General features: G+C 59.4%; 22 protein-coding genes. 9 read left to right on the top strand and 13 right to left on the bottom strand.

What is annotated here, in order from left to right:
- Positions 1–45: 45 nt before the first annotated feature.
- On the bottom strand, positions 46–669 hold the full coding sequence (gmk, locus tag ACJ8HH_RS23125) for a guanylate kinase (RefSeq protein WP_033636481.1): 624 nt from the start codon (positions 667–669) through the stop codon (positions 46–48).
- A gap of 211 nt (positions 670–880) precedes the next feature.
- Positions 881–1,498, bottom strand: coding sequence for a trimeric intracellular cation channel family protein (locus tag ACJ8HH_RS23120; RefSeq protein ID WP_025304704.1), 618 nt, complete (start codon positions 1,496–1,498; stop codon positions 881–883).
- 253 nt (positions 1,499–1,751) lie between these two features.
- Here ACJ8HH_RS23120 and ACJ8HH_RS23115 point away from each other — a divergent pair, with 253 nt between their 5' ends.
- Positions 1,752–2,186 (top strand): DUF3574 domain-containing protein, encoded by a 435-nt coding sequence (locus ACJ8HH_RS23115; RefSeq protein ID WP_060388469.1) that lies wholly within the window; start codon positions 1,752–1,754, stop codon positions 2,184–2,186.
- A gap of 34 nt (positions 2,187–2,220) precedes the next feature.
- On the opposite strand, the gene ACJ8HH_RS23110 is transcribed toward ACJ8HH_RS23115, so the two are convergent.
- Positions 2,221–3,405, bottom strand: a complete 1,185-nt coding sequence (locus ACJ8HH_RS23110; RefSeq protein WP_004931212.1) for a NupC/NupG family nucleoside CNT transporter — start codon at positions 3,403–3,405, stop codon at positions 2,221–2,223.
- Positions 3,406–3,766: 361 nt separating this feature from the next.
- Between ACJ8HH_RS23110 and ACJ8HH_RS23105 the strand changes: the two genes are divergently transcribed.
- Positions 3,767–4,156: a hypothetical protein gene (locus ACJ8HH_RS23105; protein ID WP_033636479.1), complete on the top strand. Its 390-nt coding sequence runs from the start codon at positions 3,767–3,769 to the stop codon at positions 4,154–4,156.
- Between the two features lie 55 nt (positions 4,157–4,211).
- Here the strand turns inward: ACJ8HH_RS23105 and ACJ8HH_RS23100 are convergent, their stop codons facing one another.
- On the bottom strand, positions 4,212–5,075 hold the full coding sequence (locus ACJ8HH_RS23100) for a YicC/YloC family endoribonuclease (RefSeq protein ID WP_015379441.1): 864 nt from the start codon (positions 5,073–5,075) through the stop codon (positions 4,212–4,214).
- A 126-nt stretch (positions 5,076–5,201) separates the two neighbouring features.
- Here ACJ8HH_RS23100 and rph point away from each other — a divergent pair, with 126 nt between their 5' ends.
- A complete protein-coding gene (gene rph, locus ACJ8HH_RS23095) occupies positions 5,202–5,918 on the top strand; it encodes a ribonuclease PH (RefSeq protein WP_025160305.1) in 717 nt (238 codons plus the stop codon).
- 96 nt (positions 5,919–6,014) lie between these two features.
- A complete protein-coding gene (pyrE, locus tag ACJ8HH_RS23090; protein ID WP_060420218.1) occupies positions 6,015–6,656 on the top strand; it encodes an orotate phosphoribosyltransferase in 642 nt (213 codons plus the stop codon).
- A 31-nt stretch (positions 6,657–6,687) separates the two neighbouring features.
- Here the strand turns inward: pyrE and slmA are convergent, their stop codons facing one another.
- The 3 genes from slmA to coaBC all read right to left on the bottom strand — a co-directional run bounded on the left by slmA (position 6,688) and on the right by coaBC (position 9,189).
- Positions 6,688–7,284: a nucleoid occlusion factor SlmA gene (gene slmA / locus ACJ8HH_RS23085; RefSeq protein ID WP_004931203.1), complete on the bottom strand. Its 597-nt coding sequence runs from the start codon at positions 7,282–7,284 to the stop codon at positions 6,688–6,690.
- A gap of 251 nt (positions 7,285–7,535) precedes the next feature.
- On the bottom strand, positions 7,536–7,994 hold the full coding sequence (dut, locus tag ACJ8HH_RS23080; protein ID WP_033636478.1) for a dUTP diphosphatase: 459 nt from the start codon (positions 7,992–7,994) through the stop codon (positions 7,536–7,538).
- Complete coding sequence (coaBC, locus tag ACJ8HH_RS23075) at positions 7,972–9,189, bottom strand: bifunctional phosphopantothenoylcysteine decarboxylase/phosphopantothenate--cysteine ligase CoaBC (RefSeq protein ID WP_033649757.1); 1,218 nt, start codon at positions 9,187–9,189, stop codon at positions 7,972–7,974. The genes dut and coaBC overlap by 23 nt, the downstream gene beginning before the upstream one ends.
- Positions 9,190–9,372: 183 nt before the next feature.
- Here coaBC and radC point away from each other — a divergent pair, with 183 nt between their 5' ends.
- The 4 genes from radC (at position 9,373) to mutM (ending at position 11,631) form a co-directional block, all read left to right on the top strand.
- Positions 9,373–10,056, top strand: coding sequence for a RadC family protein (radC, locus tag ACJ8HH_RS23070; RefSeq protein ID WP_033654522.1), 684 nt, complete (start codon positions 9,373–9,375; stop codon positions 10,054–10,056).
- Positions 10,057–10,318: 262 nt separating this feature from the next.
- Positions 10,319–10,555 (top strand): 50S ribosomal protein L28, encoded by a 237-nt coding sequence (gene rpmB / locus ACJ8HH_RS23065; RefSeq protein WP_004931195.1) that lies wholly within the window; start codon positions 10,319–10,321, stop codon positions 10,553–10,555.
- 11 nt (positions 10,556–10,566) lie between these two features.
- A complete protein-coding gene (rpmG, locus tag ACJ8HH_RS23060; RefSeq protein WP_002442576.1) occupies positions 10,567–10,734 on the top strand; it encodes a 50S ribosomal protein L33 in 168 nt (55 codons plus the stop codon).
- 81 nt (positions 10,735–10,815) lie between these two features.
- Positions 10,816–11,631 (top strand): bifunctional DNA-formamidopyrimidine glycosylase/DNA-(apurinic or apyrimidinic site) lyase, encoded by an 816-nt coding sequence (gene mutM / locus ACJ8HH_RS23055; protein WP_033649742.1) that lies wholly within the window; start codon positions 10,816–10,818, stop codon positions 11,629–11,631.
- 3 nt (positions 11,632–11,634) lie between these two features.
- Here the strand turns inward: mutM and coaD are convergent, their stop codons facing one another.
- Genes coaD through waaA form a run of 3 tightly spaced genes read right to left on the bottom strand, consistent with a single transcriptional unit; the run spans position 11,635 to position 14,175 of the window.
- Positions 11,635–12,120, bottom strand: a complete 486-nt coding sequence (coaD, locus tag ACJ8HH_RS23050) for a pantetheine-phosphate adenylyltransferase (RefSeq protein WP_004931181.1) — start codon at positions 12,118–12,120, stop codon at positions 11,635–11,637.
- Positions 12,121–12,123: 3 nt separating this feature from the next.
- Positions 12,124–12,897, bottom strand: coding sequence for a glycosyltransferase family 2 protein (locus ACJ8HH_RS23045; protein ID WP_041037400.1), 774 nt, complete (start codon positions 12,895–12,897; stop codon positions 12,124–12,126).
- On the bottom strand, positions 12,898–14,175 hold the full coding sequence (waaA, locus tag ACJ8HH_RS23040; RefSeq protein ID WP_025304695.1) for a lipid IV(A) 3-deoxy-D-manno-octulosonic acid transferase: 1,278 nt from the start codon (positions 14,173–14,175) through the stop codon (positions 12,898–12,900).
- A gap of 125 nt (positions 14,176–14,300) precedes the next feature.
- Here waaA and ACJ8HH_RS23035 point away from each other — a divergent pair, with 125 nt between their 5' ends.
- Positions 14,301–15,314: a glycosyltransferase family 9 protein gene (locus ACJ8HH_RS23035; RefSeq protein WP_048322028.1), complete on the top strand. Its 1,014-nt coding sequence runs from the start codon at positions 14,301–14,303 to the stop codon at positions 15,312–15,314.
- 44 nt (positions 15,315–15,358) lie between these two features.
- Here ACJ8HH_RS23035 and ACJ8HH_RS23030 read toward each other — a convergent pair whose 3' ends face one another.
- Genes ACJ8HH_RS23030 through rfaQ form a run of 3 tightly spaced genes read right to left on the bottom strand, consistent with a single transcriptional unit; the run spans position 15,359 to position 18,668 of the window.
- Entirely contained in the window at positions 15,359–16,459 is a 1,101-nt protein-coding gene (locus tag ACJ8HH_RS23030; RefSeq protein ID WP_048322027.1) for a glycosyltransferase, read from the bottom strand.
- Positions 16,460–16,461: 2 nt separating this feature from the next.
- Positions 16,462–17,589 carry a glycosyltransferase family 4 protein gene (locus tag ACJ8HH_RS23025; protein ID WP_033649737.1) on the bottom strand — a complete coding sequence of 376 codons (1,128 nt, stop codon included), beginning with the start codon at positions 17,587–17,589 and terminating at the stop codon, positions 16,462–16,464.
- Positions 17,586–18,668 (bottom strand): putative lipopolysaccharide heptosyltransferase III, encoded by a 1,083-nt coding sequence (gene rfaQ, locus ACJ8HH_RS23020; protein ID WP_033649736.1) that lies wholly within the window; start codon positions 18,666–18,668, stop codon positions 17,586–17,588. Before rfaQ ends, ACJ8HH_RS23025 begins: the two co-directional genes overlap by 4 nt.
- Positions 18,669–18,796 lie beyond the last annotated feature (128 nt).

Raw genomic sequence — 18,796 nt, 5'->3', positions numbered from 1 at the left:
ACTCCACAGGTGACGAAAAGACTGGGCATGATACTGAAACTGCCTTCAGTCTGCCAATAGTTTGCTGATTAAAGCGTCATGCCGCAGCAACTGGCGGCCCAAACGCAGGCGTTCGGCGCGAATGATGGTCTTCAGATCGGACAGCGCCAGATCGAAATCATCGTTCACGATCAGGTAATCGTACTCCGCGTAATGCGTCATTTCCGCCACGGCCTGAGCCATGCGCTTGGCGATCACCTCTTCGGAATCCTGCCCGCGCCCGCGCAGGCGGCGGCCCAGTTCTTCCTTCGACGGCGGCAGAATGAAGATGCTGCGCGCCTGCGGCATTTTGGCGCGGATTTGCTGCGCGCCCTGCCAGTCGATATCCAGAAACACGTCTACACCGGTCGACAATACTTGTTCGATGGCGGCGCGCGAGGTGCCGTAATAGTTGCCGAACACTTCGGCGTGCTCAAGAAACGCGTCCTGCTCGATCATCCGGCGGAATTCGTCTTTCGAGACGAAGAAATAGTGCTCGCCGTGATTTTCACCCGGGCGGCTGTCGCGCGTGGTGTGCGAAACCGAAACCTGCGTGTCGTACAGCGGTTGCGTCTTTAACAAAGCCTGAATCAGACTTGATTTACCTGCGCCACTGGGAGCAGAGACAATATAAAGCGTGCCTTGAGCCATGATGATGTTCGTTGATAACGGTTGATATGCCAATAACAGCGGATGTGTATTTTCTCCGCACAGTATACACGGCTAACGCGCCGGGTGCAGCGTTAGCTCGCATTTTGCCCGCCGCTTTGCGCGGAAAAAGCGGCGAATGAGCGAATTTGCGCGTCGAAGGGCGACATTTCTGCAGTTTTGGCCTCGGCGGCGGCGCGTTGCCGCCCCGAGATCAGTGATCCGGATGCTGGTAGTTGAACACCGGCAGGCCGAGGCGGAAGCGCAGGGCGATAAGACGCGCGCTCAGGCCGGCGACCAGCGTGAGGATCACCACCAGATTGTGCGGCAGGCTGAGGTGCTGCAGGCCGATATACAGCCAGGCGGCGCTGAAGGAGATGCCGGCGTAGATCTCTTTCTGGAAAACCAGCGGGATACGGTTGCAGAACATGTCGCGCAGCACCCCGCCGAAGACGCCGGTGATCACTGCGGCGATGGCGGCGATAATGGCGCTGTGTCCCATATCCAGGGCCACCTGCGCGCCGATGATCGAGAAAACGATCAGGCCGACGGCGTCGAGCACCAGGAACAGGCGGCGCAAATGGCGCATCAGGGGAGCCACCCAGGTGGTGACGATCGCCGCTATCGCGACGATGACGATGTATTCCGGGTGTTTGACCCAGCCCAAAGGAAAATGCCCGAGCAGCATATCGCGCACCGACCCGCCGCCGATCGCCGTGACCGAAGCGATGATGATCACGCCGAACATGTCCATTTGGCGGCGGCCGGCCGCCAGCGCGCCGGTCATGGCTTCGGCGGTGATGCCGATGATATAAAGGATGCTCAGTAACATAAGGGATTCACAGCGTACTTGCGTCAGAATGATGGCCGGCAGGGTAATCGCCGCCGAGGACGCGCGCCACTGAGTTTTTTTCACCGATGGCGTTTCGGATTAATTTAGCTAATCCAAACTCCGTTTTTATTGCCGATAACCAGCCTTTTTTAACATCTGGCTGTTGATGAAAGCATTAGAAATTTCGCGCTGGTTTCCATCGCTGACTATGCTTTTTGCAGCGAATCCTTCAACCGATAAACCGAGACTGCAGATGAAAAACTCCCCGAGATTGGCCGCCGGCGCCGTGGTGGCCGCCCTGCTGCTGAGCGGCTGCGTGGCGCCAGGCCACCAGGCTGTGCCACCCGCCCCGGCTTGCCGCACCGGCGATCCGCTGGTGCAGACAACGCTCTACTTCGGCCTGAATCGCCCGGCGGGGCCGGCGATCACCGCCGCCGAGTGGCAAACCTTCGTCGATAGCCAGGTGACGCCGCGCTTTAAAGACGGGCTGACGGTCTTTGATGCCAAAGGGCAGTGGCTGGGCCACGATGGCAAGCTGGCGCGCGAGAACAGCAAGGCGCTGCAGCTGATCCATGCGCCGGGCAAAGAGAGCGAGGCGAATATCGAGGCGCTGCGCAGCGGCTACAAGCAGCAGTTTGCGCAGGATTCGGTAATGCGGGTGGATGCGCCGGTGTGCGTGGCGTTTTAAAGCGAACTCCCGGCCCTGCGGCCGGGAGTGGGGATTACAGCACCAGGCCGGCGATGGCCGCCGACAGCAGGCTCACCAGCGTCGAGCCGTAAACCAGCTTCAGGCCAAAACGGGAAACCACGTTGCCTTGCTGCTCGTTCAGTCCCTTGATGGCGCCGGCGACGATGCCGATGGAGGCGAAGTTGGCGAACGACACCAGGAACACCGACAGAATGCCCAGCCCGCGCGGCGACAGCTCCGCCGCGATTTTCTTCAGCTCAATCATCGCCACGAATTCGTTGGCCACCAGTTTGGTCGCCATGATGCTGCCCGCCTTCAGAGCCTCTTCCGCCGGGATACCGATCAGCCAGGCCAGCGGATAGAACACATAGCCGAGGATCTGCTGGAAGCTGATGCCGAGCACCGCGGAGAACAACGCATTGACGGCGGAGATCAGCGCGATAAAGCCGATCAGCATCGCCGCGATGATCATCGCAATCTTGAAGCCGGCCAGAATGTATTCGCCCAACATTTCGAAGAAGCTCTGATCTTCATGCAGTTTGTTCAGCTTCAGCTCCGGCTCGTCTTCGACCTGATACGGGTTGATGATCGACAGAATGATGAAGGTGCTGAACATGTTAAGGATCAATGCCGCCACCACGTACTGCGCGTCGATCATCGACATGTAGGCGCCGACGATGGAGAGCGATACCGTCGACATGGCGGTCGCGGCCATGGTGTACATGCGGCGCGGCGAGATATCGCCGATGATGCCTTTATAGGCGATGAAGTTCTCCGACTGCCCCAGCACCAGCGTGCTGACGGCGTTGAACGATTCCAGCTTGCCCATGCCGTTGACCTTGGACAGCAAGGTGCCGACCAGGCGAATGATCAGCGGCAGGATGCGGAAATGCTGCAAAATGCCGATCAGGGCGGAAATAAAGATGATAGGGCACAAAACGCCGAGGAAGATGAATGCCAGACCATCCTTGCTCATGCCGCCGAACACGAACTCCGATCCTTGGGCGGCGTAGGCGAGCAGGGTGTCGAAGAAGCCGGCGACGTGTTTGATCACGCTGAGCCCGCTGGCGGAGTGCAGGAAGAAATAGGCCAGCGCGCCTTCGATCACCAGCAGCTGGATGATATAGCGCAGGCGGATTTTCTTGCGATTATTGCTGACCAGCAGCGCCAGGGCGATGATCACCACCAGAGCCATAATAAATTGCAGAATTTGTGGCATAAACGGTCCGTACGGTTCACGGGCAGGAAAAAAACACATTTAGCCACAGCATCGCCACCCTTTCATTACCTTGCGTGATAATTAGAACAAAATACTTATGGCGCGCGGGATATCTTGCCGATTGTCATCCGCACGCGCTGCTCGGCAGTTTTTCATAAGCTTCCCGGTGGCCGGTTGCCCAGAGGCCTGCCGGCTCGCAACCTGATGCAATCGCCGTCACTCGCGTGCAAACGCCTGGAATCTGGCTCGCAACTGGCGCTTTTTCATGGTGTAAAGCGTGGTTTTCTCGAGAGAGGCAGAGAAAAATGCTTGAACAAAGCGCCACGACCGGCGCGTATTTTCTCGGACAAGGAGGCGAACGATGAATACCGGCACGTTGCTCAGGGCGCTGGCCAACGGCGTTAATCCCGACACCGGCGAGCTGTTGAGACCGGCTTCGGCGGCCTGTGCGCCGGAGGCTATCCGCCTGCTGTTCGCGTTGGCCAACGAGTTCGACGGTGAAGCCGAACTGCAGAAAAAAGCCCGGCTGACGCCGGAGGAGAAGCGGCAGAAGAATCTGGCCGAGGGCCGGCCGGCCAATGCCTACTTCCCTTGGCCGGAAGAAGAAAAACTGCGGCTGCGTGAGAGCCATGCGGCCGGGGCGACGCTGGAAGCGCTGAGCGATGAGTTCGAGCGCTCAACCTGGAGCATTGCGGTGCAGCTGCAGAAAATGGGGCTGATTGATGAAGAGCAGGCGGCCGCCCATCGCTGATCTGCAGCCATAAAAAAGCCCGCTTGGCGCGGGCTTGATGGCATGCGGGGCAGGATCACTCGATGTTCTGGATCTGCTCGCGCATTTGCTCGATCAGCACTTTCAGCTCGATGGCGGAAGCGGTGACGTCGGCATTGATCGACTTGGAGGCCAGGGTGTTCGATTCGCGGTTGAACTCCTGCATCATAAAGTCGAGGCGGCGGCCGACGGCTTCTTTCTTCTTCAGAATGTTGTGCGTCTCTTTCACGTGCGCTTCCAGACGGTCCAGCTCTTCGGCGACGTCGATGCGCTGCGCCATCAGCACCAGCTCTTGCTCCAGGCGGGTGTTTTCCAGCTGTACCTGTGCCTCTTCCAACTTGCTGACCAGGCGCTCGCGCTGCCATTGCAGGATGTTCGGCATCTGGGCGCGCACTTTGACCACTTCGGCGCTGACGCCGTCGAGGCGCTGTTCGATCAGCGTTTTCAGCGCGGCACCTTCGCTTTCGCGTGCGACGATGAAGTCATCCAGCGCGCCGTCCAGCGCCTGCATCAGCTCGGCGCTGATGGCGTCCAGATCCTGCTCCTGCGCGGACATCACGCCCGGCCAGCGCAGCACGTCGATCGGGTTGATTTCACCTTCGTCGCTCTGCATTTTCACCCAGTTGGCGGCTTCGACCAGCTGTTTGGCCAGTTTTTCGTTCAGGATCAGCGAGCTTTGCGCGCTTGGATCCAGCTCGAAACGCAGGTTGCATTCGACTTTGCCGCGGGTCAGGCGGCCACGGATACGTTCACGGATCACCGGCTCCAGGCTGCGGAATTGTTCCGGCAGGCGGATGTAGGTTTCTAAGTAGCGCTGGTTAACGGAACGCAGCTCCCAGGCTGCGCTGCCCCATTCACCCTTGATTTCACGCCGGGCGTAGGCGGTCATGCTGCGGATCATTGATGCGTACCCGTAATAGGAAAAGATGGGGCGATTATAGCGTCGCGGCTGCGGGCAGGATAGGCATTACGTCACGAAGCCCGTATAATGCGCAGCCAATAGTTGATTTGAAGCCGGAGAGAGCCCATGCGTCCTGCAGGCAGAGCACCACAGCAAGTTCGCCCCCTGACACTGACCCGTCACTATACCAAACACGCTGAAGGTTCAGTGCTGGTTGAGTTTGGCGATACCAAAGTCTTGTGCACCGCCACGGTAGAAGAGGGCGTTCCGCGCTTCCTGAAAGGCCAGGGGCAAGGTTGGATCACCGCCGAGTACGGCATGCTGCCGCGCTCCACCCACAGCCGCAACGCCCGTGAAGCCGCCAAAGGCAAACAGGGTGGCCGCACGCTGGAGATCCAGCGCCTGATCGCTCGCTCGCTGCGCGCCGCGGTGGATCTGAAAAAGCTCGGTGAATTCACCATCACCCTCGACTGCGACGTACTGCAGGCCGACGGCGGCACCCGCACCGCTTCCATCTCCGGCGCCTGCGTGGCGCTGGCCGACGCGCTGAACACGCTGGTGGCCAACGGCAAGCTGAAAGCCAATCCGATGAAGGGCATGGTGGCGGCGGTTTCCGTCGGCATCGTCAATGGCGAAGCGCTGTGCGATCTGGAGTATGTGGAAGATTCCGCGGCGGAAACCGACATGAACGTAGTGATGATGGAAGACGGCCGCATGATTGAAGTGCAGGGCACCGCCGAAGGCGAGCCGTTCAGCCACGATGAGCTGTTGGCGCTGTTGGCGTTGGCCCGAGGGGGCATCGAAACCATCTTCCAGGCGCAGAAAGCGGCGCTGGCGGACTGATTTTTCAAGGCGACTGAGAAGTCGCCTTTTTTATGCCCGGCGATCGGGCGGCAGTAATGACAAGACCCAAGCAGATTCAGACGAGGAGAAGCAGCAATGAAAGCCTATCAGCGCCAGTTTATCGAGTTCGCGCTTAACAAGCAGGTATTGAAATTCGGCGAGTTCACCCTGAAATCCGGCCGCACCAGCCCGTATTTCTTCAACGCCGGCCTGTTTAATACCGGGCGCGATCTTGCGCTGTTGGGGCGCTTCTACGCCGAAGCCCTGATGGATTCCGGCATCGATTTCGATCTGCTGTTTGGCCCGGCCTATAAAGGCATTCCTATCGCCACCACCACGGCGGTGGCGCTGGCGGAACACCATGAGCGCGATGTGCCTTACTGCTTTAACCGCAAGGAGGCCAAGACGCACGGCGAAGGCGGTTCGCTGGTGGGCAGCCTGCTGCAGGGGCGCGTGATGCTGGTGGACGATGTGATCACCGCCGGCACCGCGATCCGCGAGTCGATGGAAATCATCGGCGCCAGCGGCGCTTCGCTGGCGGGCGTGCTGATTTCCCTCGACCGTCAGGAACGCGGCCGCGCGGATATCTCCGCCATTCAGGAAGTGGAACGCGACTATCACTGCAAGGTGATTTCGATCGTGACGCTGAAGGACCTGATCGCCTATCTGGAAGAGAAGCCGGAAATGGCGGACCACCTGGCGGCGGTGCGCGCTTACCGCGAGCAGTACGGGGTGTAAGTAAAAACGCCGGGCATGCCCGGCGTTATCTTTATTGCAGCTGGGCCGCCAACAGCGGCCAGCGGGCGTCGAATTCCTGCGTTGGGCGATAGCGGAATTCCGAACGCACATAGCGCGACAACATGCCTTCGCAGAAGGCCAGCAGCTGGCTGGCCAGCAGCGTTTCATCGACGATAAAGCCTTTGCCTTCGCGCAATTTTCGCTCTTTCAGCACCTGTCGCAGCTGCGCCTCGATGCGTTCGAACAGCTGGTTGATGCGGCCCTGCAGGCGATCCTGTTCAAACATCAGCGCGTGGCCGGTCATGATGCGCGTCAGCCCCGGGTTGCGTTCCGCAAAGCCCAGAATCAGCAGTAAAATCAGGCGCAGACGATTAAACGTCTCTTTCTCGTCCTGCAAGATCAGGTTGATGCGGGTGATCAGGCTGTCTTCGATAAACTCGATCAGGCTGTCGAACATCCGTGTCTTGCTGGGGAAATGCCGGTACAGCGCAGCTTCAGAAACACCCACGTTCGCGGCGAGCTTGGCGGTGGTGATGCGTTGGCTGCCGTCGCTGGACTCCAGCATCTGGGCTAACGCCTGCAATATTTCCTCGCGCCGATTCCTTTTCGTCTTTTCTTTTTCTGCCATGTCTGATTAGACCCTTGCTAAAACTTAACTGACGGAAACCCGGGCACCGGCCGCTGCAGAGCAGGCTCTGTGCGGCTTATGTGATAGCTTTTTTACGATGCTGGGGTCAGCGGCCTTAACGGCCTTTTCCGCGCTGCCTGGTGTGCGCTGCAATTGTCGCGGTAAAACCTTGCCGCAGAGAACATCCTTCTCCCCGGAAAGGCAAGGTTCAGGCGACGTTTCCCTGCCGGCCCTCATGCCTTGGGTGGCGCTTAGTGGCGCCCCGAGTGGCCGAAGCCGCCTTCGCCGCGCTCGCTGCCGTCGAATTCTTCCACCAGGTTGAATTCTGCCTGCACTACCGGCACGAAGACCATCTGCGCGATGCGTTCACCCGGCTCTATGGTGAAGTGCTTCTGGCCGCGGTTCCAAACGGACACCATCAGCTGGCCCTGATAATCGGAGTCGATCAGGCCGACCAGGTTGCCCAACACGACGCCGTGCTTATGGCCCAGGCCTGAGCGCGGCAGGATCACCGCCGCCAGGCTTGCGTCGGCGATATGGATCGCGAGGCCGGTAGGCAGCAGCGTGGTTTCACCCGGCGCCAGCTCTACCGCGCTGTCCAGGCAGGCGCGCAGGTCGAGACCGGCGGAGCCCGGGGTGGCGTAGGTCGGTAGCGGGAAATCCTGACCGATGCGCGGGTCGAGGATCTTAACGTCGATTTTTTTCATCATAACGGCTGACTATCTCGTCTATTAAACGTTGGCCAAGGAGTGCCTTGTCGCTCAGCGCCAGGCGTTTCTCTCCATCCTGCCAAAAAAGGTGCAGGGCATTGGTGTCGCTGTTGAACCCGTGCTCTGCAAGCGATACATCGTTAGCGCAAATCAAATCCAGCTTCTTACGCGCCAGTTTTTGCCGCGCGTATTCTTCCACATTCTGGGTTTCGGCGGCAAACCCCACGACAAACGGTCGATTTTTGGTCATCGCCGCCACGCCGGCGACGATGTCGGGGTTTTTTACCATCTTGAGGATGATTTCATCACCCTGTTTTTTTATTTTTTCATCGGCGATCCGCTCGGGGCGGTAGTCGGCCACGGCGGCGCAGGAGATGAAAATCTGCTGTTGCGCGGCGCGCTGTTGCACCGCCTGCTCCATCTCCAGCGCGCTGGTGACGTCCACTCGGGTGACCGATGGCGGCGTCGGCAGGCTGACCGGCCCGGCGATCAGCGTCACCTGCGCGCCGCGGGCGGCGGCGGCGCGGGCGATGGCGAAGCCCATTTTGCCGGAGCTGTGGTTGCTGATGAAACGCACCGGATCCAGCGCTTCACGCGTCGGGCCGGCGGTGATCATAACCTGCAAATGTTGCAGATCCTGCGGGGCGGAGAAATGACCGTTCGCCAGGTCGACGATGTCCAGCGGATCCAACATGCGGCCCGGGCCGACGTCGCCGCAGGCCTGGCTGCCGCTGTCCGGCCCCCAAAGCAGCATGCCGCGCGCCTGCAGCGTTTGCAGGTTGGCCTGCGTGGCGGCGGCGCGATACATCTGCTGGTTCATGGCGGGCGCGGCGGCGATGGGGGCATCGGTCGCCAGGCAGACGGTGGTCAGCAGATCGTTGGCCATGCCGGCGGCGACGCGCGCCAGCAGATCGGCGGTCGCCGGCGCCAGAATAACCAGATCTGCCCACTTGCCGAGTTCGATGTGGCCCATGGCGGCTTCGGCGGCGGGATCCAACAGATCGTCGGACACCGGGTAGCCGGAAACGGCCTGCAGCGTCAGTGGCGTAATGAACGCCTTGGCGGCGTGGGTCATCACCACGCGCACTTCCGCACCCCTGTCTCGCAGGCGGCGCACCAGCTCTGGGCATTTGTAAGCGGCGATGCCGCCGCTGATGCCAAGCACAATATGTTTGCCGGAAAGTCCCGTCATCATCATTGTCCGATTGAAAGCCGAAAGATGCGCCATTTTAGCATATCCGCCGTTCAGGTGAGCGATTCCGCAATGGCTGCAGGGCGTTACATTGTGCTTTGCGAAACACTTCGCAATGTTATCAAACACCTGTCGAACGCGCCGGGTGGCACATGGCATGCTGTAGCCCTTTCAGGGAGGAACACGATGAGCAACTCGATTGTGGCGTGCTGGCCGGGCGCGCTGGCACCGCGTGAAAAGCTGTTGATGCAGGGGGCGGCGGCGCTGTCCGACGCAGAGCTGTTGGCCATTTTCTTGCGCACCGGGTTGCCCGGCGTGCACGTGATGCAGCTGGCGGAGCAGCTGCTGCGCCGGTTCGGCTCGCTTTATCACCTGATGTCGGCCGATCATCAGGCTTTTTGCAGCCAAAAAGGCCTGGGGGACGCCAGCTATACGCAGCTGCAGGCGATTGCCGAGCTGGCGCTGCGCTTCTTTTCCAGCCATTTGTCGCAGGAAAACGCCATGCTCAATCCGCGCGTCACTCAGCATTATCTGCAAAGCCTGCTGGCGCATCGCGAGCGGGAGGTCTTTTTGGTATTGTTTTTAGACAATCAGCACCGGGTTATTCGCCATCAGGAGATGTTTGCTGGTACCATCAGCAGCGTCGTCGTCTACCCGAGAGAAATTGTGCGCGAAGCGTTGAAGGCTAATGCCGCCGCGCTGATTCTCGCGCATAATCACCCTTCGGGTAAGGCTGAACCCAGTCATGCCGACCGCTTGATAACGGAACAGGTGGTGAAAGCCTGTCAGTTATTGGAGATCCGAGTGCTTGATCATTTGGTGATCGGTCGGGGTGAATGCGTCTCTTTTGCCGAGCGCGGATGGCTTTAAGCGATTTTTTCGCGATCCTTGTGGGATCTTTAGCTGTTCGGGACTTGAGCACTTACGCTTCAGAGCGTATACTACGCCACCTTTGAGAATCTTGGGTTTGGCGCAAGAGCCTATCTCAGCAGGTTTCTGACCTGATGTGTGGTTTCTACCTGATGACGAGAGTCTCCTCAGTATGAAGTTTGCTGAGATGGGCTCTAAAAGCCTGACGAGGCGGCCATACCCTATACGAAGCTCGAGCTGATTTGATTTTTGGAGAATAGACATGTCCCGAGTCTGCCAAGTTACTGGCAAGCGCCCGGTGAGCGGTAACAACCGTTCCCACGCAATGAACGCGACCAAACGCCGTTTTCTGCCTAACCTGCACTCACACCGTTTTTGGGTTGAGGCTGAGAAGCGCTTTGTAACTCTGCGTGTATCTGCTAAAGGTATGCGTGTTATCGATAAGAAGGGTATTGAGACGGTTCTGGCCGATCTGCGTGCCCGTGGTGAGAAGTATTAAGGAACTGAATCATGGCTAAAGGTGTTCGCGAGAAGATCAAGCTGGTTTCTTCTGCTGGTACTGGTCACTTCTATACCACCACGAAGAACAAGCGTACTAAGCCGGAAAAATTGGAACTGAAGAAATTCGATCCAGTTGTCCGTCAGCACGTAGTATACAAAGAAGCTAAAATTAAATAATTTTAGTGGATTAATGAAAAACCCGGCCTTGGCCGGGTTTTTTGTTTTATAAAGGGTAGAAAACGTCGGAGGGGAAGCCAGATGCCTGAATTACCGGAAGTTGAGACGAGCAGACGCGGTATAGAGCCTTATCTTGTCGGCCACAGCATTCAGTATGCGGTGGTGCGCAACGCGCGCCTGCGCTGGCCGGTTTCCGAGCAGATCCTGACGCTGAGCGATCGGCCGGTGCTCAGCGTGCAGCGCCGGGCCAAATACCTGCTGATCGAGCTGGAGAACGGTTGGATTATCGTGCACCTGGGCATGTCGGGCAGCCTGCGCATGCTGCGCGAGGAAAACGAAGACGAAGCCGGCAAACACGACCACGTCGATCTGGTGATCAGCAACGGCATGATCCTGCGCTATACCGATCCGCGCCGTTTCGGCGCCTGGCTGTGGTGCGAAGATTTGGCGACCAGCAGCGTGTTGGCGCATCTGGGGCCGGAACCGCTGAGCGAAGCGTTCAACGGCGACTACCTGTATGAAAAATCACGCAATAAGCGCACGCTGATCAAACCGTGGCTGATGGATAACAAGCTGGTGGTTGGGGTCGGCAATATTTACGCCAGCGAATCGCTGTTCAGCGCCGGGATCCTGCCCGATCGTCCGGCGGGATCCTTGAGCAAAGCCGAAGCGGCGCTGCTGGCGCAGACCATCAAGGCGGTGTTGCAGCGCTCTATCGAGCAGGGCGGCACGACATTGCGCGACTTTTTGCAGTCTGACGGCAAACCGGGGTATTTCGCGCAGGAACTGCAGGTTTACGGGCGGGCGGGAGAGCCGTGCCGCGCGTGCGGTACGCCGATCGAATCGGCCAAGCACGGGCAGCGCAGCACCTTCTTTTGCCGCCGCTGCCAGCGCTGAGCATCACTCGGCGGCGAGCTTCGCCATCAGTGCCTGGGTGACCACGTCAGGCAGGAAAGGCGCGATATCGCCGCCGTGACGGGCGACCTCCTTCACCAGTGAGGAGGAGATGAACGACCACTCTTCGGAAGGCATCAGGAACACGCTTTCTAGCGTCGGCATCAAATGGCGGTTCATGTTCGCCAGCTGCAATTCGTATTCAAAGTCAGACACTGCACGCAGGCCGCGCACCAGGATATTGGCATTTTGGTGAGCGGCAAAGTGCGCCATCAGCTCGCTGAAGCCCAGCACTTCCACATTGTCCAGATGCGAGGTGACCTGCGTCGCCAACGCCACGCGTTCATCCAGGCTGAACAGCGGCTTTTTGCTCGGGCTGGCGGCGATGGCCAGAATCACGTGATCGAACATCAGTGACGCGCGCGTCACTAAATCCAGGTGGCCGTTGGTCATGGGATCGAAGGTCCCGGGATAGATGGCTTTGCTGGTCATGATTCACTTCTCTGAGTAGTTGCGGCCCAATGCCCATAATGCGGCATATTTATTGAAGGTATATTGCGCGTTGACCACCGCTAACAGCAACCCCTGTTTACCGTCGAGGAAGCCGGCCCGCAGCAGCCAGGTTTTGACGAAGGCGCCGAGCGTGTGGGTCAGGATAGACAGGTAGCCGCAACGCTTGCCGGCCCGGTGGCGTTGCGTAGCCCATTCTTCGGCGTAGCGCAGCTGTTTACGCTGGAAGGCGAAGAAATCGCGGCAGGTCAGGTGCAGCATATCGCCGCTGAGGGGGATCACTTTGGCGCCGCCGATGTTCAGCGATTCGTGCACCAGATCGTCGTTATAGCGATAGCGTCGGTTGGCGTACAGGCGGTTGACGCGGTCGGGATACCAGCCGCTGTGGCGCATGAAGCGGCCAAGGAACAGATTGCGCCGCGCACAGCTGTAGACGGCGCCGTCGTCCGGCGCGTTCAACACCCGTTCGATGGATTGCCGCAGCTCGGGCGTGACGCGTTCGTCGGCGTCGATCATCAAAACGTAGTCATGGCTGGCGTAGCTTTGCGCCAGCTGGCGCTGCTTGCCGAACCCTTGCCAGTCGGTGTGCGTGAAGACTTTGGCGCCCAGGCTTTCGGCGATGGCGACGCTGTCGTCCTCGCTGCCGGAGTCCAGCACGATGATTTCATCGGCCCACTCGACCGAACGCAGACAGTCCGGCAACAGCCCGGCTTCGTTTTTGGCGATCATCACCACCGACAGGCTTTTGCGGCTGCTCATTTAGTGGCTCCGGGGCGGCAGGTGCGGTTCCAGCAGCTGCAGCAGGCGCTGCAACGCTCCCTGATTCTGATACAGCACTTCCACCGCATGGCGGCCGTAGTAGCGGCGGTAGTCTTCGTCGGTCAGCAGGGTTTCCACTTCCTTCACCAGCGAATCCACGTCGGTCACAGTGATCAGGCCTTCGGCCTGCGAAAGCTTGGCGCAGATGTCTTTGAAGTTGAAGGTATGCGGGCCCATCAACACCGGGATGGCATGCGCGGCGGCTTCCAGCGGGTTATGTCCGCCGCGTTCCACCAGGCTGCCGCCGACAAAGGCCAGATCGGCGATGCCGTACAGCAGCATCAGCTCGCCCATGGTATCGCCGATCACCACCTGGGTGCTGCCGGACGGAATTTCGCCGCTGCTGCGCAGGGTGTAGCTGAAGCCGGCTTTCTGCACCAGCTCCTTGGCGGTCGGGAAGCGCTCCGGGTGACGCGGCACCAGGATCAGCAGCAGATCGGGGTGTTTTTCCAGCAGTTTGCGGTGCGCTTCCAGCAGGATGGTTTCTTCCCCGTCATGGGTACTGGTGGCGATCCACACCGGGCGGCGCGGCGCCCATTGGCGGCGCAGCGTAACGGCGCGGGCGGCCAGCTCCGGGGTGACGGAGATATCGAACTTCAGGCTGCCGGTCACGGCCAGCTGCGAGCGCTTCAGGCCCAGCTCGATAAACCGATCGCCGTCTTCCTGGTTTTGGGCGGCGATCAGCGTGATGCGGCGCAGCATATCGCGCATGAACCCGCCAATTTTCTTATAGCCGGCGGCGGAGCGGGCCGACAGGCGCGCATTGGCGATCACCAGGGGGATCTGCCGCTGATGCAGCGCGTTGATCAGGTTGGGCCACAGCTCGGTTTCCATGATGATCACCAGCTTGGGATTCACCTGATCGAGGAAGCGGTTCATGGAGCCGGGCAGATCGTAGGGCAGATAGACATGATGCACGTCTTTGCCGAAAGCGGACTGGACGCGTTCTGAACCTGTTGGGGTCATTGTGGTCACAGTTATCGGCAAAGCGGGGTAACGATGGCGCAGCGCCCGCACCAGCGGGATGGCCGCCAGCGTTTCGCCGACGGAGACGGAATGCAGCATGATGCCGCCTGGCACGACTTTCCCGGCGCAGAAGCCATAGCGTTCCGCCCAGCGTTTACGGTAGGCTGGAGCTTTGCGGCTGCGCAGCAGTAAGCGGAGCCAGATCAGGGGTTGGATGAGGTAGAGTAGTACCTGATATAAACGCAGCAACATTCTATCAATTTCATTTATATGGGTTATTCGGAATAGTACCATAACTGGAAGGGAAAGGCGCTAATTTGGTAACCTTGGGTGTCAGTTTCAGACAACCGGCGAGCGATTTCGCCGACAGGCTCGGAATGAAGAATATTTTAATTATTCGCCGCGATAACATCGGCGATCTTGTTTGCACCACGCCCTTGATTGAAGGGGTGAAAATTGCCTATCCGGACGCAAAAGTTTATCTGCTGATCAATAAAGTCAGCCAGGACGTCGTTAAAAACAACCCTCATCTCGAGAAAGTCTTTGTCTATAAAAAGGCCAAGCACAAGGCGAAAAATGAAACGACGCTGGGCGTTTATTTCGAGCGTCTGATGATCTTCCTGAAGCTGCGCAAAATAAAATTCGATGCGGTCATTCTGGCTAACCCGGTGCCTTGCAAATACAGTTTGCGTTTAGCGAAAATGGCTGGCGCCACCCATATCATCGGCGCCGATTTGGGCACGAAAGATATTCATCGCCCGTTCCGCAAGGACGATTTCAACGGTCAACATCAGGTCGAACATACCTACAGCTATTTATCGGCGATAACCGATCAATCCATTCCGATCCCGCCGGTGCGGGTGTTTCTGACGCCTGAAGAGCGGCAATTGGCGGCGCAACGGCTGCAGGAGCGTCTGCCGCCGGTCGAACGGATATGCGCCGTGCATATCAGCAGCCGCAGCCCGAAAAGGCGTTGGCCGGTTGAACGCTATGCCGAAATCATCAACCGTCTGGTTGCCGATCCCCACACCGGCGTGCTGATCTTCTGGTCGCCGCAGGGCACGCTGGCGCCGGACGACATCGGCGACCAGCAGCGCGCCGAACAGCTGCTGGCGCTGTGTCAAAACGAACGCGTCGCGCTTTATCCGACGGCGTCGGTGCGTGAGCTGTTGGGCGGGTTTGATTTATGCGACCGGGTGCTGTGCAGCGACGGTGGGCAGATGCATCTTGCCGCTGCGTTGAATAAGGACATGGTAGTGTTCTTTGGCGATACCGATAAAGCCTCCTGGCATCCATGGACCGGCCGTCATCATATTTTGCAAAGTGAGTCGGGGCACTGTGAGGATGTTTCTGTCGATGAGGTTTGGCAGAAAATGCAGGCGCTCAGCTAGCGAAGAAAATAAGGCAGGCATCCCCTGCCTTATTTCATTCTTTATTATTTTCTTTCCAGTTCCAGATATTGGCGGCAAATAGGCTCAAGCCCATAGCTCAGCAATTGCTGTTGATTTATCTGCGGCGGATTGGCGTAAATCTCCGCCATTTTTTCTGCCAGCGACGCTTCGTTTAATTCCGCCAGCGCGTTAGCCATGCCGGCTTTTTCCAGAATTTCCGCAGGGCCACCCGGACAACGGGTGCTGACCACCGGTGTGCCGCACAGCAGCGATTCTACCAGCACGTTGCCAAACCCTTCGCTGTCGGAGCTGAGCACCAGCAGCGAGGCATGGAGAATAAACGGGTAGGGATTAGCCTGGAAACCGAGAAACAGCACGCGCTCTGCAATGCCCAGGTCTGTCGCCAGACGTTTGACCTCGGCGACTCTGGCGTCGTCCCCGGCGCCGATCAAGGCCAGCGGCGCCTGAATGCCGGAGTACGCATAGGCTTTCAGCAGGCGGTCATGCCGCTTGGTGGCGTGAAAGCGGCCGACGTGCACCAGATAGTCCTGGCCGGCCAGTTCGCAAGGCATCGCCGCCTGTTGCTGGATGGCGTCGATATCGAACGGGTTGTTGATGACCGCCAGCCGGCGCGGGCGGATCGGCAAGTTCTGCTGCAGATCGTCGCTGACCGCCCGTGAAACGGCGACGATATTTCTTCCCTGGTAAACGTTGGCGATTTTGCGTTGCTTCAGCCAGCGATCCAGGCCCTTGCGGTGGCCGAGGTAGGAGGTGGAGAGAATGCCGTGAATGCAGAACCACAGGCGATCCGCGGCCAACCGCTTGCTGCGGCTGACGATGCGATCGGTTTTATGCAGGTTGGAGAACACCAGATCGAACGCGCCGTGTTGGCGCTCGTGTTCGGCTATCGCCCGATCCAGCGCGCCGGCGCGGCGCGACAGCTCGGTCAGCTTGCGCCAGGGGGCGCGGCTGCGATCGGCCACCACCTGATAATCAATGCCCGGCGGGATAGGGTAATTGCAGACGTCGCGCAGCGAGATCAGACTGACGTCATGCCCCTGTTGCTGCATGCCCTGGCACAGGGTCAGCACCACTTTTTCCGCGCCGCCTCCCGGCAGGCCGTCGATGATCATCAGAATACGCATAGCTAATCCAGTAACCGGTTATAGAGGGAAATAAGCTGTTCGGACAGATGCGCCGGCGTAGCCGGCATAATACGCAATCTTGCCGCTTCGCCCATGGATGATCCCAGCGCCTGGCGCGGCAGCGCGCGAATGGCCTCCGCGATGGCCGGTACGTCGAGCGCATCGGTCACGAAGCCGTTCTGGCCGGGGGTGATAAACTCGGCGCCGCCGCAGGTGGTGCTGGTGATAACCGGCAGGCCGCACGACATCGCTTCCAGAATCACATTCGGGAACGGATCGTACAGCGTCGGCAGCAGCAGCGCATCTGCGGCCTGATAAAACGGCAAGGTCTGCTTCTGCACGCCCATAAAGTGAACCCGATCGCTGCAGCCCAGCGACTGTGCCAGCGCCCGGTAGCGTTTTTCGGCCTTGTCTTTGCCGACCACCAACAGGTGGCTGTCGGTCGCTGCCACGGCGCGGATGGCGGCCGCCAGCCCTTTGCGCTCAAAGCCGGAACCGACGAAGATCAGGCAGTGCGCCTGTTGCGGGATCTGATACTGCTCGCGCAGACGTTGGCGCAGGGCCTCGTCGGCGGGCGGGAACTTTTGATTATCGATGGCGTTATAGATCACCGTGATTTTTTCGGCGGGCACGCCAAAGTCCGCGATGATTTCCTGCTTGATCATCTCGGCGTTGCAGATGACGGCTTTCAGCTCCGGTGCGGCATACATGGCGCGTTCGGCGCACATCACATAGCGGTGATAACGGTTGGAGAACAGCCATTTGCGGCGCCATTCCGGCAGCAGACGCGCGCGTTGCAGCAGCCAGCGGCGGTGTACGCCGTCGCCGGCGCGGTAGATGTCGCAGCCGGGAATGCGCTCGTGGCTTTGCACCAGATCAAAATGCTCTTTCTGCCACAGCGCCCTGGCCGCCACGGCGAAGCCCCGTTCGCGGCTGATGCGGCCGAGTTTTAGCGGGTTGCACAGGTGGATATGCCAGTTGGGATTGGCGTCACCCTGCCATTCGCGGGTGATGACGTTCAGATCGAGATCCTGTTGCTCCAGCGCCTCCAGGGCGCGGGAAACGAAACGTTCGGCTCCGCCGTCCGGGCGGTATTTTTGGCGAACGATCGCCAAACGAAATGCTTTCATGCCAGCGTGCTCCGCGCGGCTGCAATCACCGCGTCTGTAGGAATAAGGTCGAGATACCGTTCGTCGGTGCCGGTATCGATGGCGTCCGGATCGGGCAGTTCGCCGAAGTCGCCGGCCCAGATCACGGCGCCGGTAGCCTGCCACGGCCGCCAGAAAGTCAGCTTGGAAGGGCCGAACAGCGCTACGCACGGCGTGTGCAGCGCGGCGGCCATGTGCATCGGCACCGAATCCACGCCGATAAACAGCTTGGCGTGGTCGATCAGGGCGGCCAACTGGCGCAGCGTCAGCTGGCCGGCTAACGAAATCACGCCCTGCGGCGGGCAGAGCGCCAAAATGCGCTCTACCATGGCTTGTTCTCTGGCGTCGGGGCCGGAGGTGATCACCAGCTGGTGGCCGTCGGCCTGCAAGGCGGTGAGGGTGGCGGCCATTTTCTCTTCGCTCCAGCATTTGAAGAACCAGCGCGAGGTGGGCTGCACCACAATATAACTGCCGGTGACGCCCTGTTTCTGTAACCGTTGCTCACATGCCTGCCAATCCTGCGGATCGTAACTCATGGTCACATGATCACTGAGCGCGGGCAGGTTCAGCGGCGCCAGCAGCGAGAGGTTTTGTTCGACGGTATGCAGGTGGGCGTGATTGTCGACCGGCACCAGCTGCGTGTGGCAGTGGCGCCACAGGAAGCCGCGACGTTTGGGGAAATCGAAGCCCAGACGGATGCGCGCGCCGGTCAGGCGCGTGAGGATGGCGCTGCGCCACTGATCGGCCAGGTTGACCACCAGATCGTAGCGCTGCGCCTTCAGGCGGCGCAGCAGCGCCAGCTCGTGCCCCAGATGTGCGCGGGCACCCTGTTTTTTCCATTGGCGGTCGATGGCGAACAGCGTCGACAGTTCCGGATTACTGGCCAGCATCTCCTGCGTTTCCTGATACAGCAGCACATCGATCTGCGCCTGCGGGTAGTTTTGCCGCAGGCTGCTGATGACCGGCGTGACCAGCAGCATATCGCCGTGATGGCGCAGTTTTATGATCAAAATACGCTGTACGGATGGGGCGGAAGTTGGGGCTGGCGCGTCGTTCATCATGAGTCGCTTTCTGGGAAACCAATCTTTGATTCTAAATGACCCGATCGCATGTGGCTACTGTTGCAAGGTTTTCTTGCCGGGCCGCAAAAAAATCGCCTAGCCGGGGACGAATGCGTTTCAATGTTGTC

Origin of the sequence: Serratia sp. CY32780 (assembly GCF_052169135.1) — a bacterium.
Taxonomy (GTDB): Bacteria; Pseudomonadota; Gammaproteobacteria; order Enterobacterales; family Enterobacteriaceae; genus Serratia; species Serratia sarumanii.
This window is presented reverse-complemented; position numbering and strand designations above follow the sequence as displayed.

Bases quoted from the DNA above. Each gene is read 5' to 3' on its own strand.
- gmk (WP_033636481.1), bottom strand. From the start codon at position 669: ATGGCTCAAGGCACGCTTTATATTGTCTCTGCTCCCAGTGGCGCAGGT.
- ACJ8HH_RS23120 (WP_025304704.1), bottom strand. From the start codon at position 1,498: ATGTTACTGAGCATCCTTTATATCATCGGCATCACCGCCGAAGCCATG.
- ACJ8HH_RS23115 (WP_060388469.1), top strand. From the start codon at position 1,752: ATGAAAAACTCCCCGAGATTGGCCGCCGGCGCCGTGGTGGCCGCCCTG.
- ACJ8HH_RS23110 (WP_004931212.1), bottom strand. From the start codon at position 3,405: ATGCCACAAATTCTGCAATTTATTATGGCTCTGGTGGTGATCATCGCC.
- ACJ8HH_RS23105 (WP_033636479.1), top strand. From the start codon at position 3,767: ATGAATACCGGCACGTTGCTCAGGGCGCTGGCCAACGGCGTTAATCCC.
- ACJ8HH_RS23100 (WP_015379441.1), bottom strand. From the start codon at position 5,075: ATGATCCGCAGCATGACCGCCTACGCCCGGCGTGAAATCAAGGGTGAA.
- rph (WP_025160305.1), top strand. From the start codon at position 5,202: ATGCGTCCTGCAGGCAGAGCACCACAGCAAGTTCGCCCCCTGACACTG.
- pyrE (WP_060420218.1), top strand. From the start codon at position 6,015: ATGAAAGCCTATCAGCGCCAGTTTATCGAGTTCGCGCTTAACAAGCAG.
- slmA (WP_004931203.1), bottom strand. From the start codon at position 7,284: ATGGCAGAAAAAGAAAAGACGAAAAGGAATCGGCGCGAGGAAATATTG.
- dut (WP_033636478.1), bottom strand. From the start codon at position 7,994: ATGATGAAAAAAATCGACGTTAAGATCCTCGACCCGCGCATCGGTCAG.
- coaBC (WP_033649757.1), bottom strand. From the start codon at position 9,189: ATGATGACGGGACTTTCCGGCAAACATATTGTGCTTGGCATCAGCGGC.
- radC (WP_033654522.1), top strand. From the start codon at position 9,373: ATGAGCAACTCGATTGTGGCGTGCTGGCCGGGCGCGCTGGCACCGCGT.
- rpmB (WP_004931195.1), top strand. From the start codon at position 10,319: ATGTCCCGAGTCTGCCAAGTTACTGGCAAGCGCCCGGTGAGCGGTAAC.
- rpmG (WP_002442576.1), top strand. From the start codon at position 10,567: ATGGCTAAAGGTGTTCGCGAGAAGATCAAGCTGGTTTCTTCTGCTGGT.
- mutM (WP_033649742.1), top strand. From the start codon at position 10,816: ATGCCTGAATTACCGGAAGTTGAGACGAGCAGACGCGGTATAGAGCCT.
- coaD (WP_004931181.1), bottom strand. From the start codon at position 12,120: ATGACCAGCAAAGCCATCTATCCCGGGACCTTCGATCCCATGACCAAC.
- ACJ8HH_RS23045 (WP_041037400.1), bottom strand. From the start codon at position 12,897: ATGAGCAGCCGCAAAAGCCTGTCGGTGGTGATGATCGCCAAAAACGAA.
- waaA (WP_025304695.1), bottom strand. From the start codon at position 14,175: ATGTTGCTGCGTTTATATCAGGTACTACTCTACCTCATCCAACCCCTG.
- ACJ8HH_RS23035 (WP_048322028.1), top strand. From the start codon at position 14,301: ATGAAGAATATTTTAATTATTCGCCGCGATAACATCGGCGATCTTGTT.
- ACJ8HH_RS23030 (WP_048322027.1), bottom strand. From the start codon at position 16,459: ATGCGTATTCTGATGATCATCGACGGCCTGCCGGGAGGCGGCGCGGAA.
- ACJ8HH_RS23025 (WP_033649737.1), bottom strand. From the start codon at position 17,589: ATGAAAGCATTTCGTTTGGCGATCGTTCGCCAAAAATACCGCCCGGAC.
- rfaQ (WP_033649736.1), bottom strand. From the start codon at position 18,668: ATGATGAACGACGCGCCAGCCCCAACTTCCGCCCCATCCGTACAGCGT.